Origin of the sequence: Paenibacillus sp. RUD330 (assembly GCF_002243345.2) — a bacterium.
GTDB lineage: Bacteria > Bacillota > Bacilli > Paenibacillales > Paenibacillaceae > Paenibacillus_O.
On the sequence record NZ_CP022655.2, the window covers coordinates 3,623,573 to 3,638,240 of the forward strand.

The 14,668-nt window shown below is 62.3% G+C and carries 10 protein-coding genes; 1 reads left to right on the plus strand and 9 read right to left on the minus strand.

All coding sequences use genetic code 11. From position 1 onward, the window contains the following. Positions 1-58: 58 nt before the first annotated feature. Complete coding sequence (locus tag CIC07_RS16440) at positions 59-850, minus strand: exosporium glycoprotein BclB-related protein (protein ID WP_076354561.1); 792 nt, start codon at positions 848-850, stop codon at positions 59-61. 221 nt (positions 851-1,071) lie between these two features. Here CIC07_RS16440 and CIC07_RS16445 point away from each other — a divergent pair, with 221 nt between their 5' ends. Beyond that, positions 1,072-2,136 carry a YheC/YheD family endospore coat-associated protein gene (locus CIC07_RS16445; RefSeq protein ID WP_076354559.1) on the plus strand — a complete coding sequence of 355 codons (1,065 nt, stop codon included), beginning with the start codon at positions 1,072-1,074 and terminating at the stop codon, positions 2,134-2,136. A 156-nt stretch (positions 2,137-2,292) separates the two neighbouring features. Here CIC07_RS16445 and CIC07_RS16450 read toward each other — a convergent pair whose 3' ends face one another. The 8 genes from CIC07_RS16450 to CIC07_RS16485 form a co-directional block, all read right to left on the minus strand. Continuing rightward, the gene (locus tag CIC07_RS16450; protein ID WP_076354557.1) at positions 2,293-3,603 is read right to left on the minus strand and encodes a family 43 glycosylhydrolase; all 1,311 of its coding nucleotides are present in this window, start codon (positions 3,601-3,603) and stop codon (positions 2,293-2,295) included. Between the two features lie 149 nt (positions 3,604-3,752). Continuing rightward, a complete protein-coding gene (locus tag CIC07_RS16455; RefSeq protein ID WP_076354555.1) occupies positions 3,753-5,570 on the minus strand; it encodes a cache domain-containing sensor histidine kinase in 1,818 nt (605 codons plus the stop codon). Beyond that, on the minus strand, positions 5,563-7,200 hold the full coding sequence (locus CIC07_RS16460) for a response regulator transcription factor (RefSeq protein ID WP_076354553.1): 1,638 nt from the start codon (positions 7,198-7,200) through the stop codon (positions 5,563-5,565). Before CIC07_RS16460 ends, CIC07_RS16455 begins: the two co-directional genes overlap by 8 nt. A gap of 4 nt (positions 7,201-7,204) precedes the next feature. After that, positions 7,205-8,758 carry an extracellular solute-binding protein gene (locus CIC07_RS16465; RefSeq protein ID WP_076354551.1) on the minus strand — a complete coding sequence of 518 codons (1,554 nt, stop codon included), beginning with the start codon at positions 8,756-8,758 and terminating at the stop codon, positions 7,205-7,207. Positions 8,759-9,100: 342 nt separating this feature from the next. Continuing rightward, complete coding sequence (locus CIC07_RS16470) at positions 9,101-10,471, minus strand: ABC transporter substrate-binding protein (RefSeq protein WP_076354549.1); 1,371 nt, start codon at positions 10,469-10,471, stop codon at positions 9,101-9,103. Positions 10,472-10,579: 108 nt separating this feature from the next. Beyond that, complete coding sequence (locus CIC07_RS16475; protein ID WP_076354547.1) at positions 10,580-11,557, minus strand: carbohydrate ABC transporter permease; 978 nt, start codon at positions 11,555-11,557, stop codon at positions 10,580-10,582. Further along, entirely contained in the window at positions 11,554-12,450 is an 897-nt protein-coding gene (locus tag CIC07_RS16480; protein ID WP_083687899.1) for a carbohydrate ABC transporter permease, read from the minus strand. The genes CIC07_RS16475 and CIC07_RS16480 overlap by 4 nt, the downstream gene beginning before the upstream one ends. Further along, complete coding sequence (locus CIC07_RS16485; protein WP_076354545.1) at positions 12,447-14,621, minus strand: DUF5696 domain-containing protein; 2,175 nt, start codon at positions 14,619-14,621, stop codon at positions 12,447-12,449. The genes CIC07_RS16480 and CIC07_RS16485 overlap by 4 nt, the downstream gene beginning before the upstream one ends. Between the last annotated feature and the right edge of the window lie 47 nt (positions 14,622-14,668).

The following is a 14,668-nucleotide window of genomic DNA, read 5'->3' on the forward strand; positions in this document are numbered from 1 at the left end:
TCCGGAATTGCGGGAGGAACGAAGCTCCCGCGATCCGAAATGCCTTCATGCAGCCGTTCTAGATGATCGATACGCCCGCGCTGGCGAAGCCGGTGACGACTTGAACGAGATCGAGGCCGGTCGCGGTAATCGTGTACGCGAGCAGCAGACGCGTGCCGGCCGCTACCGGAACCGCTATGCCTGTAACCGAGCCCGTGCTGACCGCGCCGACAGCGACAATGCCGGTGAGCGCAGGAGCGAGAGCGACAGCCGTGCCGGCCAGCGGCGTGAACACCGTGCTGCCTGCCGGCGAGCTGTACAGCTGCGCCGTCACCGTGACGGTCGTGCCGACGAGCGTCAGGGCCAGGACGTTGCTGAAGGAGGCATAAACCGCGTTGATCGTGCCGGCCCGCGGGACGACGAACGATTCATCCAGCGTCGTGCCGAGCGCTCCGCCCGTCAGATCGATCGTCGTGCCGACAAGCGCGACGCTCGGAACGCCCGTGCCGAAGGCTACGAGTCCGGCTGTGCCGGCCAGGCCGTCGATTACGGAAGCCATGACGATAGGAATGCCCGAAGCGAATGGAATGATCGCTCCGCCGGCAGCCGCCCCGGTAGCGCCCGTTGCTCCCGTCGCGCCCGTTGCCCCTGTCGCTCCGATTGCGCCGGCGGCGCCTGCCGCACCTGCCGCGCCCGTCGCTCCCGTCGCTCCCGTTGCGCCGACAAGACCTGCCGCGCCCGCTGCTCCTGCAGGCCCTGCGGGGCCGATCGGACCGATCGGTCCCGGAATGCCTTGAGGTCCTTGCGGTCCTTGCGGTCCTTGCGGTCCTTGCGGTCCTGGAGGCCCTGGAGGCCCTGGAAGTCTACCCATGAAAGTACCCACTCCTCTAAGCTATATAAATACGGTTGATTCAGACGAAGGAAGGATTTCCCATCCCGCAATCATCTTATTCCGCTGCGGTCTAGGGAGTTACGCCAGACAGGCGCACATTTTTTGGGGCGGTGCATCGCTGTCCAATCAGAAGCGGCAGACAAGGCATATTCTAACAGGGACAGCCATGACAACCCGAAGGAGGCTGCTGAAGAAAGCCCATGAGCAAGAAAGAGCTGCTCGGCATCCTCGTGCCGAATGCAAAAACGGGCAGAGCGCTCCTCGCCCTCTACCGGCGCCACAATCCGACCGGACTGAAGCTGATCTGCTTCACCCTCTCCGATATCGACTGGAAGCGCAAGCGGGTGACCGCCCTCCATCGCCTGAAGCGAAGATGGGGTCTGTCGAAGTTCCCCCTCCCCCGCGTCATCTACAACCGCTGTTACGAGCCGGACCCCCTGCTGATCAAAAGGCTTGAGGCCGAAATCGGCACCGGATTCCTCTTCAACGGCATCAACCACCTCGACAAGATGGACGTCCACCGCATCCTGAGCCCCGTGCTCGCTCCCCACCTCCCGGCCGGCGAGCCTCATGACGAAGCCTCGGTCGACAGACTCCTCGATCTTCACCGCATCCTCTACTTCAAGCCCATCCACGGAAGCAAGGGCATCGGCGTCTTCCGCGCCGAGCTGAAGGCTTCGGGCGAGATTCACCTCGGCAACCACTATCTCCTTCCCAGCCACATCTTCGAAGACCATTCCCGGTTCCATCATCAGCTCCGAGAGCTCCTCGGCTCCGCCCCTCATATGGTTCAATCCGGAATTCCCGCCCTCACCTTGTTCGGCCAGTATTTCGACATTCGCGTGCTTGTTCAGAAAAACGGCAACGGCGAATGGACTGCGACCAGCGCCGTCAGCCGAATCGCCGCCAAAGGCTGCTTCAATACCAGCATCGCCGAACGCATCATCCTGACAGCCGACGTGCTGAAGATCGTGTTTCTGCCGGAACGCGCCAAGCCGCTCCTGGAAGAAATCAAAGCAATCGGCATCGCCGCCGCGGAACGGCTGGACGAGGCCCAGGAGAGAAGCCTCGGCGAATTGAGCGTCGATCTGGCGCTGGACCGCGCCGGACATCCCTGGATCATCGAAGTGAACGGAATGCCGCAAAAGAGCCTTTATTCCTCCTTCAAGCAGTCCAAGCGAGCCGCGTACGAATACCCGCTTCTGTATGCCTCCCATCTTTTGACCCGTTCATCCTCTCCGGTATCCGAATCCGCCTTGACCTGACCCTCGCATGGAATCACCGAAGCCATTCCGCTCCCCATCGCTCCCAATTGCAGCACGTTCCGATCGCCTTGTCTTGAAACGGCAAAAAGCCGGCAGGCGCACCGATCATCGGCGCCGGCCGGCTTGAGCTGTGAAGCGGGAAAGAACCGTTTGCGACTAGAGCAGCTGAACGGAGACGGACAGGATGGACAAGCTCCCCTTGCCGCCGTCCAGCCTGATTTCATTGCGGCTGCCCGGCTCCAGCGGCACCGTAATGCCGGTACGGCCGGCAAAGCTGCCGCCGGCGCCCGTGGGCAGCGCATTCAGCAGCGAATAGTCGCTGCCGTTGACGGTCAGATTCACCTTGGCCAGGCGCTCGTCCGTCGCATAGCGGAGCTCGACGTAGGCTCTGCCGCCGGCGCCTCCGTCCACGCCGCCGAAGACGGCGAACGCCTCCGGAAGATGCATGCCGACGAGCGCCTGTTCCCCGCTGCCGATCGGCTCCAGACCGGCTCCGCCGCCGGGAGCGCAGCCGCCGGCCGGGTAGACGGAGGCCGTGCCGGTCCGGCCTGCCCCTCCGCCTGCGGCACGCACGCCTTCCTTCGTCTGGACGACGGTCCGGATGGAGCCGTCCTCCTCGAAGCGGAGCTCGTCGATGCACATGCTCCGAAGATTTCCTTCTCCGGAGATGGCCTGATTATGGTAGAACAAATACCATTGTCCCTTGAACTCCGCGACCGAGCCGTGGGTAGTGGAGCATCCGGTCGGCTCCAGGAAGATTCCCCCGTAGGTCCATGGTCCGAGCGGATGGCGGCTCGTCGCATAATGCATCCGGTTGTTGTCATGCAGGTTGTCGGCATAGGTGAGGTAGTAGATTCCTTCCCGCTTGAACACCCACGCGGCTTCATGGAAATCCTCGAGCCCTTCCATATCCGCCATGGCGCCCTGGATGGACATCATGTCCTCTCCCATCTCGCCGCCCTGGCACTTGCCGCCGCCGCCATAATACATATAGGAACGGCCGTCGCCGTCGGTGAACACGCACGGATCGATCATGGCGAAGCCGCCGAGTCCCTCGATATATCCCCGGTCGACGAATCCCCGCGCCGGCTCGCTGCTCGTCGCCACTCCGATCCTCCACGTATCGTTCCACTGGGAACCGCTTGGATGGGGATAATAGAAGTAATAGATTCCATCCTTGCATGCGGCGTCCGGCGCCCACATGAATCCGCCCTCCGGCCGTCCCCAGGAGACGTCCTCGGAGCGCAGGATCTCGCCCTCGTCGATCCAGTTGACCATATCGTCCGATGAGAAGACATGGTAGCGGTCCATGAGATCGCAGCCTCGGGCCGGGTCCATGTCATGGGAGGCATACACGTAGATTCTTCCGTCTCCCCACGCATGGGCCGACGGATCCGCCGTGTAGATGGATGTGATGACGGGATTTCCCGCCGTTTTTTTCGCAGATGCTTCTATGGGATGGCTCATGCCGAATCCTCCTCGAATAGCTGTTGTCCTATCATGCCGCGGCGCATGCCATTATCTTACCGCGGTGCCGGACATGCTCGAAATGAGGCATCCTTAAACTTTGCAGGGGTTCCTTGGCCGCTGCCGGGCTTTCAGGCCAAAAGCGGCGCTTACCCCCGCCTCTCCGATCCATCGCCATCCTCATCCCCCGGTTCCCCGGCAGGCAGAATAGGGTGGCGGATCGTAATCTTCGTCCCTTTGCCTTCACCGGTATCGATCTGGAGCTTGTAGTCGTTCCCGAAATACAGCTTCAGCCGTTCGTTGACGTTGCGCAGCCCGACGCCCGGCCGCTTGCCTTCCCCGCCGCCCGCTCCATCCTCGCCATCGTCCAGCTGCCGCAGGACGGAGTCGGGAATGCCCTTGCCGTTGTCGGAGATCGCGATGACCATATCTCCCTCCTCGACATGCCCGGAGAGCAGCACCTTTCCCTTCTCGAAGTTGCCGCGGATGCTGTGCTGGATGGCATTCTCGACCAGCGGCTGCAGCAGCAGCCTCATGAACGGCAGGGCGAGCATCTCCTCGTCGAAGAAATAGACGACCCGCAGCGGCTGGCCGATCCGCGCCTGCTCGATCTGCACGAACGCCTTCACCTGCTCGATTTCGCGGCCGACCGTCGTGATGTCCTTGCCCTGGTTGAGGCTCAGCCTCAGCAGATTGCCGAGCGCCGACACCATCTCCCCGATGTCGCTGCGCCCGTGGTTCTCCGCCTTCCACCGGATGGACTCCAGCGTATTGTAGAGAAAATGCGGGTTGATCTGATGGCTGAGCACCTGGAACTCCAGCTCCTTCTTGTTGCGCTCGGCCCGGGTCGACTGCTCGATCAGCCCTTCGATTTTGCGCAGGATGCTGCTGAAGCCCCGGTACAGCCAGCCGATCTCGTCCTGGCGCTTCTGATGCGGTATGGCGAGCTTGAAGTCGCCCTCCTCCAGCCTCCGCATGAGCCGCACGAGCTGGAAGACCGGCTGGGTGAAGGTCAGGGTGATGTAGGCGACGACGCCGACGGAGCAGATCAGGTATGCGATGAGGAAAAAGACCAGCAGCCTGTTCAAGTCCTCCACCGGCTTGGTCAGGGCGCTCATCGGCGTCAGGCTGACGATCGTCCACGGCAGGCTCTCCATATTGACGAACGTAGCCAGATGCTCCTTGCCGTGCAGCGACAGCCTGAGCTCGCCTTCCGTATGGATGCTGCGCTGCTCCGCGAGCTTCGCCGAACCGAACGTCTGCCCGGTCGTCTCGTTGCGGGAGGAGTCGAAGAGCACCTCGCCGCCCTGGCCGATGACGAGGAACTTCTGCCCTTCCAGCTGCTTGGTCGGCGAGAAGAAGCGGCTCAGATGGCTGTCGGCCAGATCCGTGACGACCAGCCCGCGCGGCACGCGGTCATGCAGCCCGGTGAACGTCTTCACGTAGACGAGCAGCGGGCTGCCGCCCGGCCCCTCATGCAGGGACAGATGCCAGGTCGGCACCGAGCTTTCCCTCGCCCCAGCGAACCAGGCCTTCCCGCCGATGCCCGGCGATTCTCCCAGCGTCCTCATATAGGTCGGATACGCCTGCAGCGGCAGCGGGTAGACGCGGAGCTGAAGGGCGTCGATCTGCTTTTTCTTCTGATAGACGAGATTCAGCATGTTGACCGCGAAGGCTTCCTCATCCTGCGCGCTGGCCGGCGGCCGCTCCAGCAGCGTCTGCAGCGTCTTGTCCCCGATCAGGTCGTTGATCTGGTCGTTCAGCTGGCTCAGGTAAGCCTCCACATTTTTCTGGGCCTGCTCCAGATATCCCATCGAGAACGTCTCGTTCGCCTTCTGGATGCCTTCGACCGACTTGGTATATGCGTAGGAAGCGAAGAGGATGAACGGCACGATCGTGATGGCGAAGAAGATCAGGATCATCCTGTTGCGGAACGAGGAGGCGAGCTTCAGCGAAGCCTTAATCATCCAGAATTCCCCGCTGTCTCCGGTATTCCTTCGGCGTGATGCCCGTCTGCTTCTTGAACAGCTTGGTGAAATGCACCGGGTCCTTGTAGCCGACCTGATAGGAGATCTGGTAGATTTTGAACTTCACGTCTCCGAGCATTTCCTTGGCCCTCGCCATCCGGATTTCCGTGAGCGCCTCCAGGAACGTCTTGCCCTTCTCCTTCTTGAACAGCTTGCTCAGCCAGACGGGCGTGACATGGACTTCCTCCGCCACCGCCTGCAGCGACAGATTGTCCCCGAACCTCGCGGCGATGATCTTCTCCGCTTCGTGGACGATCTGGCTCGTCGGCTCCGTCATCCGCCGGAAGCCGGCCGCCATCGAGAGCAGGACGGCCTCCGCATGCTCCTGCAGCGACAAGAGATTGTCGTACAGCTCCAGCTGCTCCCACAGCGCGATGGGATCCTTCTCCCAGGTGCGGTCCGCCCAGCCCGCCGCTGAGGCCGCCCGGTAGATGCCCATCAGCCACTTGAACAGCTGCTGCTGGATATCCTTGAGGCTCGCCAGCTCCCAGCTCTTCACCATATCGACGAAGCTGGCCATCGCTGCCGTGATGTCCTGATCGGAGCCGTAGCGGACGAGATCGAGCACGTCCGCGGGCTCGCGGATCGACAGCGGGCCTTCGTGCCGGCTCTCCTCGTCCATCGTCTCCGTGAACAGCCGGTTGCCGCCGTAGAGCGCCTTCTGCTCCAGCCACTCGCCGCATTCGACGTACTGGACGTGCAGATGGCTCCAGTCCTTCGGCACGCTGGTCAGGGCGATGCTCGCCTTCACCTTGACGAACTGGTTGATCCGCTGCAGGCAGACGCCCGCTACGGCGAGGCTCTGCTCCGGATTCCGCCCGTCCCGGCTGCCGAGCACGGCGATCCAGCGGTCGCCGGAATCGGTGAACAGCGTGAATTCGCCCGGGTATTCCTCCTGCAGAGTCTGGCTCACCACGTTGCCGATGCCGAACAGGATCAGCTCCTTCTCGGACGGAAAGCTTTTCTGGGAAGCGACGGCCTTGAGATCGTCGGCCTCCGCCATCATGAGCATGAGCGGCGTCTTCTCGAGCCATCCCAGCTGAAGCGCCTTGAGCCGGTGCAGCACCCTCGTCTCCCGGTAGGGATCGTAGTCGCTCTCCACGATTTCCCGCAGCAGCTCCTCCCGCAGCTTCGGCATCGCCAGCCGCATCTGGTCGTTCATCAGCTCCCGGCTCTGCTTGTCCATCCGCTTGCCGACGATGAGGTCGACCGCCCTGCGCACGATCCGCTCCAGCTCCTCCTTGTTGATCGGCTTCAGGATATAGTCCATCGCCCGCAGCTGCATGCCCTGCTTGACGAGCTCGAAATCGTCGTAGCCGCTGATCAGCACGGCCTGCCAGTCGTAGTCCGGCACTTCCCGGAGCGCGTCCAGCAGCTCCAATCCCGACATCCGGTTCATCTTGATGTCCGTAATGATGAGATCCGGCCTCGCTTCGGCGGCGATCGTCAGCGCCTCGTCCCCGTCGTCCGCCACCAGCACCGTGCCGATGCCGAATTCCGACCAGGGAATCCGCCGGCGAAGGCCTTCGCGAATCTCGTATTCGTCATCCACGATCAATGCGCTGAGCATCCTATCATCCTCCTGACTTCGCGTGCTGCATTCTTTTCGCGCCCAGATAGTCGTTGATCTGCCTCTGCACGTCGGCGATGACCGTGTCCAGGCCGTTCTTTTTCTGCAGCGCGATATAGGCCTCCACGGATGGGCCGACATCCTGGACCATGCCGTATTCGATCGCCTTCCCCTTGTCCTCGTAGCTCTGATCGCGCGCCGCCAGCTTGGCGCCGATGCCCGCATCGCTGATGAACAGCCCTTCCACGGGCGACTTCACGTTCACCGGCTGCTCGGCGAAGCGCGTCTCCTCTTCCCAGAAGCCTGACGGATACGTCGCGGTCGGGCGCATGAACGCCGGCTTCCAGAACGCCCATTGGCCGCCCCAGTCCATATAATTGCTCGTGGCGAATCCCATGTTGCCGGGATAGACCGCCGTGTCTCCCTCCAGCTCGTACGTCTTGCCCTCGATGCCGTAAATGACCAGATCATAGAGCGTCCGGTCCGTCTCCATCATGTCCAGGAAGCGGAGCACCCGGTCGGGATGCTCGGAGTTGCGGTTGATGGCGGCCACGTTCGCGATCGGAGAACGGTTGATATACCGCTTGTCGGGATACATGAGCGACATCTGCTGGCGGTACGAGTCGTCCGAGAAGCCCGGATCGGCGGCGTAGGCCCATTCGTGGGAAGTGATCGTGAACAGCATCTTCCCGTTCCTCCACTGGTCGGCGGCGCTCTCCTTGTCGATCGTCGAGTCGCGGTTGAGGATGTTGTCGTTGTACCACCTCCGGCTCATCTCCGCGGATTCCAGGTAGAACGGCTGCTGCTCGATCGCCCGCACCGTCACTTTGGGATCACCGTAATAGAAGCCGAGGCCGTGGAAGCCGAGGTCGACCCATTCCTCCCTCACCATATAGAGAGGCAGCGGAGCCGTCCTCGTGAACTTGGCGTCGGGATAGGCCGCCTTCAGCTCATGCAGGAGCACATCGACGTCCTCGACCGTCCGGACGGAGCCCGGGCTGCGGCGGATGCCGGCCTTCTCGGCCAGATCGGAGCGCCAGCCGGCATAGAAGCGCTGGTTCATCTTGATCGTCCAGGGCAGGGCGATCACCTCGCCGTTCACCGTCGTGGCGGACAGCGTGTCCAGATCCTTGTATTTCTCGTACAGGCGGGGGGCGTACTTCGGCAGCAGCTCGTTCAGGGGCAGATACGAGCCGCGAGCAGCCATCTGCTGATAGGAGTTGTCCGAGTCGAAGTTCAGATCCCAGCGGTCGCCGGCCGCGGCCATCACGAGCAGCTTGCCCGGCAATTCGGGCCAAGGAATGAAGTTGACGTTGAACTTCACGTTCAAGCCCTTGGATTTGACGTAATCGCTCACCGCCGTCCAGACCTCGTCGGTCGCGGCTTTCTTGTCGCCGCCGAAGTAGAACTTGAGCGTGACCTCCGGCTCGGATGGCGGAAGCTGCGGGTCCCGGGCGGCATGGCGGTCCGTGCCGCGGGCCATGTAGACGGACAGGCCGGCCAGAATGAGGAGAACGCAGGCAGCCGCTGCGAGTTTGCCTAGCTTGGTCCCGAACATGCGCGAGAGCTCTCCCTTCGGTTATGGAATGGTATATGAAAACAGGCGCCGGACGGCGCCTTGTCGGGTATGCGCTTTCATTTTGGTGCGCTTCCCATTAATGATAGCTCCGCTTCCTCCTTCCGACAATGAGGCGATTGCAAACAATCCCGTCTGATCTTGGCGGATTCTCCAGATAAAGTGCAAAAGCCGCACTCGGCACCTGGCGTCTTCCTCAGGGAGACGGCTTTCCTTCTCCAATGTTCGCCGCCGCGCAGAAAGGACTGTTCCCTGTAGCCCTGAGGGCTCTGCGGAACAGTCCTTTTTCCCTTCAGCCTGGAAATTCCATTTCCGTCCTTGCCGCTACTTCAGCGTCGCGGCCAGCTCGGTCGTCTTCTTGTTCCAGGCCTCGGTCTCCGGAATGAGGTCGTTGATGTCACGGTCGCCGAACACGATGTCGTTGACGATGTTGTTGTAGTTGTACTCGTTCCAGCCGGGGACGGTCAGGCCGGGCTGGATGTAGGCGTTCTTCTGCGCAATCTTGACCGCCTCGATGTTTTTGCCCTGCCAGATCGGAGCCTGGTCGTAATAAGCCGTCAGCTCGGGATCGACGACCGAGGCGTTCGCGCCCTGGTCGATCTTCCACTTCTGGGCTTCCTTGGTGAACTGGAAGCTGAGCCAGAGGAACGCCTCCTCCTTATGCTTGGAGCCGGACAGCAGCGCGAGCGGTCCGTAGATGGAGTAGCCCGGCTGGCTGACCTTGCCCTTGGGGAACGGCAGCACATCCCAGTTGAACGCCGCCTTCTCCTTAAGCGTCGGAAGCACCCAGTCGCCGCCGATCGCGAAGCCGGTCTTGCCGTTGATGAACTCCTTGGTCACGCCGCCGCTGGCCGCGGCCGCGGCCTCGCTCTGCATCGAGCCGTCCTTCGTCACGAACTCGCGCAGCCATTTGGCGTCGTTGATGACATCCGGGGTGCTGAGCAGGCTTTGCGTGAGATCCTTGTTCATGTACTGCAGATTGTCGGCATGGCCGTCCGCGATCGCCTTCGTGCTGAGCAGGCGCATCTGGATCTCGGGCTGGGTCGTCACGCCGTATTCGCCCGCATCCGGATCCGTGATCTTCTTCGAGACGTCGCGGAAGTCGTCGTACGTCCAGTCGTTGCCCGGCATTTCGACGCCGTGCTTGGCGAGCAGATCCTTGTTCACGAGCACCCACATCGGCACGTCGACCATCGGGACGGCGAGCTTCTGGCCCTTGAACGTCATCGTGTCGAAAAAACCGTCCGGGAACTTGGCGTTTTTGAAGATGTCGCTCTTGTCGATGTACGGCGTCAGATCCTCGATCAGGCCGTTCTGCTGGAACGTGATGAGGTCGGAGTCGATCTCCGTGACGTCCGCCGGCGTGCCCGCCGCTTCCTGGGCCGCGATGATCTCCATGATGGGCTGGGAGTTGACGGGGATCTGCTCAATGGTGATCCAAGGGTATTTCTGGTGGAAAAGCCCGTAGAGCTCGTTGTAGGAATCCTTCCACGAAATGAATCTCAGCGTGACGGGATCATGCTTCACGTCCGAGCCGCCTCCGCCGCCTGCCGCATCCGTATTGGCCGCCGCGCTCGGAGACGGGCTTCCGGAGGCTGGAGCGTTGTTCGCGTTGTTGCCGCTGCAGCCGGCCAGAACGACGGATAGGGCGAGCACCGTGCCGAGCACGGAATGGATCGTTTTTTTGCTGGTCATCTTGGATATCCTCCCCTGATATGAACCGTAAATGATGACTTGAAGGTCAAACTGGCACGTCCGCGCCGGACGAAGGCGCATCCCTCCCTTCAAGGCCGCGGCCCCGATTCATTCCACGATTCCCGTCCGCTCGATTCCGGCGACGAACCAGCGCTGCAGCACCATGAAGATGAGCAGCGGCGGCAGGATGATGAGGAAGGCGGCTGCCATCTTGGTGCCTTCCGTCACGGGATTCGTGATGAAATGCGTATTGCCGAGCAGGGACGGATTGAGCACGTCCTCGAGATTGTCGAGGCGGATCGACAGCGGCGTGAAGCCGTTCGCGAGGAACATGGACGGCTCGTAGTACATGTTCCAGTACCAGATGAACGAGAACAGGAACACGACGAGGCAGGCGGACTGGGCGAGCGGCAGCATGATGCGGAAGAACAGCCGGAACGAGGACGCCCCGTCGAGCTTCGCCGCCTCCTCCAGGCTGGCCGGCTGCGCGCGGAAGAACTGGCGGAAGATGAGGATGAACAGCGCTCCCTTGAGCCCCTGGCCGAACAGCGCCGGCACGAGGAAGACGAACAGCGTGTTGAGCAGGCCGAGCTTGCTGAAGATGACGTACAGCGGAATGATGATCACCTGCGGCGGGATGAGGAAGGTCAGGATGACGAGCGCCGTGATCAGCCCCTTGAACGGCACGGCGAGCCTAGCCAGCGCGTACCCCGTCATGGCGCAGAGAAGCACCTGGGCGAGCGAGCAGCTGAGGGCGATCAGCGTCGTGTTCCGCAGCGCTTCGGGGTATTGAAGCCCTTTGACCGCCTTGGACAGGTTCTCCCAGGTGACGGCGCGCGGGATCCATTTGACGGTCGGATCGAGAAGGTCGCTCATGTCCTTGAGCATCGTGCTGACCATGTACAGCAGCGGCTGCAAATACAGGTACGCGACGATGGAGAGCAGCGCGTAGATGACCAGCTTCGCCAGCAGGCCGTCCGACAGGCTGCGCCCGAGCACGATCATCTTGGCTTTCTGGACGCGGCGCCCCCAGAGCAGCCCTTTTGCCTGCTTGCCCGCCTTTTGAAGCCATACGTTGGCGCTCATGCCCTTCCCCTCCTCTTGCTCATGCTGCGGCTGAACAGTCCCATCACGATGGCGATCAGCGCGAATATAAAGGCGAAATATATCCAGGCCAGCGCGCTCGCGTAGCCGTATCCCGTGTCCACCTTGAACATGTTGTCCCGGATATGCTTCAGCACCGGATTGAGCGGGAATGTGAACAGGTCGATGATCGTGTACAGCACATTGAGGCTGACGAACGGCATGCTTGCCGGCAGCGTGATCTTCCAGAAGCTGTCCCACGGAGAGGCGCCGTCGATGCGGACCGCCTCGTAGATGGACGGGGAGACCGTCTGGAAGCCGGCGATGAAGATGAGGATCTGGACGCCCGAATACCACAGGATGAGCACGATCCGCCCGAGCACCTCCATCACCGTCTTGGCCAGCTCCCCTCCGACATACTGGCGCACCAGCGGCTCCAGATTGTACTGGTCGAGGAACGGGATGTCTCCCGCCCCTTGGGAGAACAGCTCCGAGAGCACCTGGCCCGTAGCGAAGATGACCGGCAGGAAGAACAGCGCCCGGTAGATGAACCGGCCGGGGAACTTCTGGTTCAGCAGCAGCGAGATGAGCAGCGCGAAGATGACGATGACGGGAACCATCAGCAGCATCTGCTGGAAGTACGTGATGAGCTCGATCGGAAATACATTGTCCTTCAGGAACGCGTCCCGGTAGTTCTGCAGGCCGATCCAGTCGTACTTGAAGCCGCCCGGCACGACGGCGACCTTGTGCAGCGACATGAACATCGACCAGCCGATCGGCACCGCGACGAAGACGGCAAAGCCGATCATCCAGGGCAGCATGAACAGCATGCCGATCCCGTACCGCTTGGCGTGATGCTCCATCGCTTTTCGTCTGTATGGCGCAGGGCGGCTCATGCTCCGCCTCCTTTCTCGACCGAGAAGCTTCCCGCCGCATAATCGACGATCACCCGGGTTCCGTCCTCGTAAGTCGTCGCGTACCGGTCGGCCGACAGCTTCTCATGGGCCGTGATCCTCTGGGCGAACAAGTCCGCGAGCGAGTCGAACCTGCGGTATTCCTCGACGATGCGGCCTTCCCACTTGTCGAAGCGGCTGCTGTACAGGAAATTGGAGGCCGACTCCTTGAGCTTGCGAGAGTCGTCATGGGTCACCATGAAGGACGGCATGGCGCCGTATTCGATCGCCCGCAGGAATTCCTTCCTTTCGTCGTCGCGCAGATTGCCTTCCCCGAACGTATAGGGCACATACCCGTGCAGCACCATCGGATAGAACGGAACGGTCTCGTCGATCAGGAAATCGTAGCTCGATTCCGAAGGCAGCGAGCTGATGTAGTCCGCCTGGCCCAGCGTGTAGGCGTTGCCGCGGAATACGCCCGCCGAGCCGAGCTCCTTGCGGGTGTACGCCAGCAAGCCGGCGTACACCTCGCCCGTATATCCCCGGGACAGGATGCCGGAGGGCTCATAGTCGTTGAACGTCGTATCGCCGAGTCCGCTGTACAGAATGCCGGATACGCCCAGCTTCTTGAGCCGGTCCACGGCCGCCGCCGCGCTCGCGGCGGTGAAGGACGGCTTCGCCAGGAACCAGCCCTCGTCGATGAAGGCCGTCCCGTCGATACCGCGCACGGCGTCGCTCTTGCCGGACGCCGAGGAATGGCCGTCGACCCAGAGGAAGTCCTCGTAGAAGCTGACGTCGGTTCCGGATTTCCGCATCTCGTCGATGAACGCCTTGGCGCCGGACTCTCCGCCGAGAGCCGGCTCGATCGGGAACCGCCTCTCCATGTCGTAGTCGCCCATGTTCGGCCAGCCGTAGAAGGCGACGCTCGCGCGGGCGATTCCTCGGCTCTGCAGGCTGCGCATGATCTCTCCCGCCTGCGCGAACGTCGTAGCGGCGACGTAGCGCACCCTGCCGAACGCCTTCTCGTAGTTGCCTCCCATGATCTTGAGATACAGGGGCACATGCCCGGCGGGCTGCAGCGGCTCGCCCAGCGATCCCGCGGCGATCAGGGAATCGCGGTACGAGGCCGCCATGCCGGAATAATCCGCCTCGTCCCCGCTCAGGAAGCGGTACTCCACCTCCCGGTCGAAGTCGAGCGGCTGCTTCTGGACCGCCTTCGTCGGTGCGGCGAGCCGGCTCATCCGGTACAGGTACTCCTCCCGGTACATCTGGCTCGAGTAGACGTTGTACCGGGACGACTTGATTCCGGGCGGCATGGCCGCAATCTGCGACGATCCCTCGCCCTTGGTCAGGACGGCGAGGAAGGCTTCGGCGCCTTTCTTGAGCCCGAACACGGGATAGGCGATATCCTCCCTCATTCCGGCGTCGCGCGTCCAGTTGGCGGAATTGGTCACTTCCGTCCCGTACACTTCATGCAGATATCCCTTGGAGATGCCGGCGCGCGGAGCGTCGAAGCGGATCAGCCCGCCCGGGCCGTCGGGCACGAACAGGTAGCCGTCATCCGCCGCCGCAGCGGAGCCGAAGTACGGCAGCAGGTCGATCGAGAACACGGCGAAATCGCCTTCCTCCCGGATTCCGGCCGCCGGAATGCCGACCTTAAGCCCCGCTTCCGTCAGCTCGTAGGCAATCGTGACGCCCAGCTTTTTGTCCGGGAAAGAATACCGGATCTGGAGCGCCCCGCCTTCCTTGGCCATATCGCGGACGACGCCGGGACTGACGCTGTTGACCGACTCCCGGATCGTCTGATCCGCTCCCTGGCTCCGCACATAGGTAAGGACAAACGTCGACTGCAGATTGGACAGCGGCAAGCCTTTGACCTTTTCCCTGGCCAGCTCCTCCTTGGACGGATTGCTCGTCCAGCGGTAGCCGGACTTGCGGTTCAGCACCGCGATGCCGCCGTTGTCCGGTCGGACATAGAGGGCGAAGCCTTCGTTTTCCGCCGCCAGCGCGTATCCGTCGGCATCGGGGGCCGGCTTCCACGGCTCGCCGGGCCGCACGGCGGCATGGACGGGCGGCGCGGGATCGATGCCGATCCGGGCGAATGTCTCCGCCGCCGTCATGCCTCCGCCGCCCCCGAGCAGGACGGCCAGCACCGCCAGCAGGGCGGCTGCCACAGCGGCGATCAGCTTGATCCGCAGCGGAATCCGGGCTATTCGTCTCA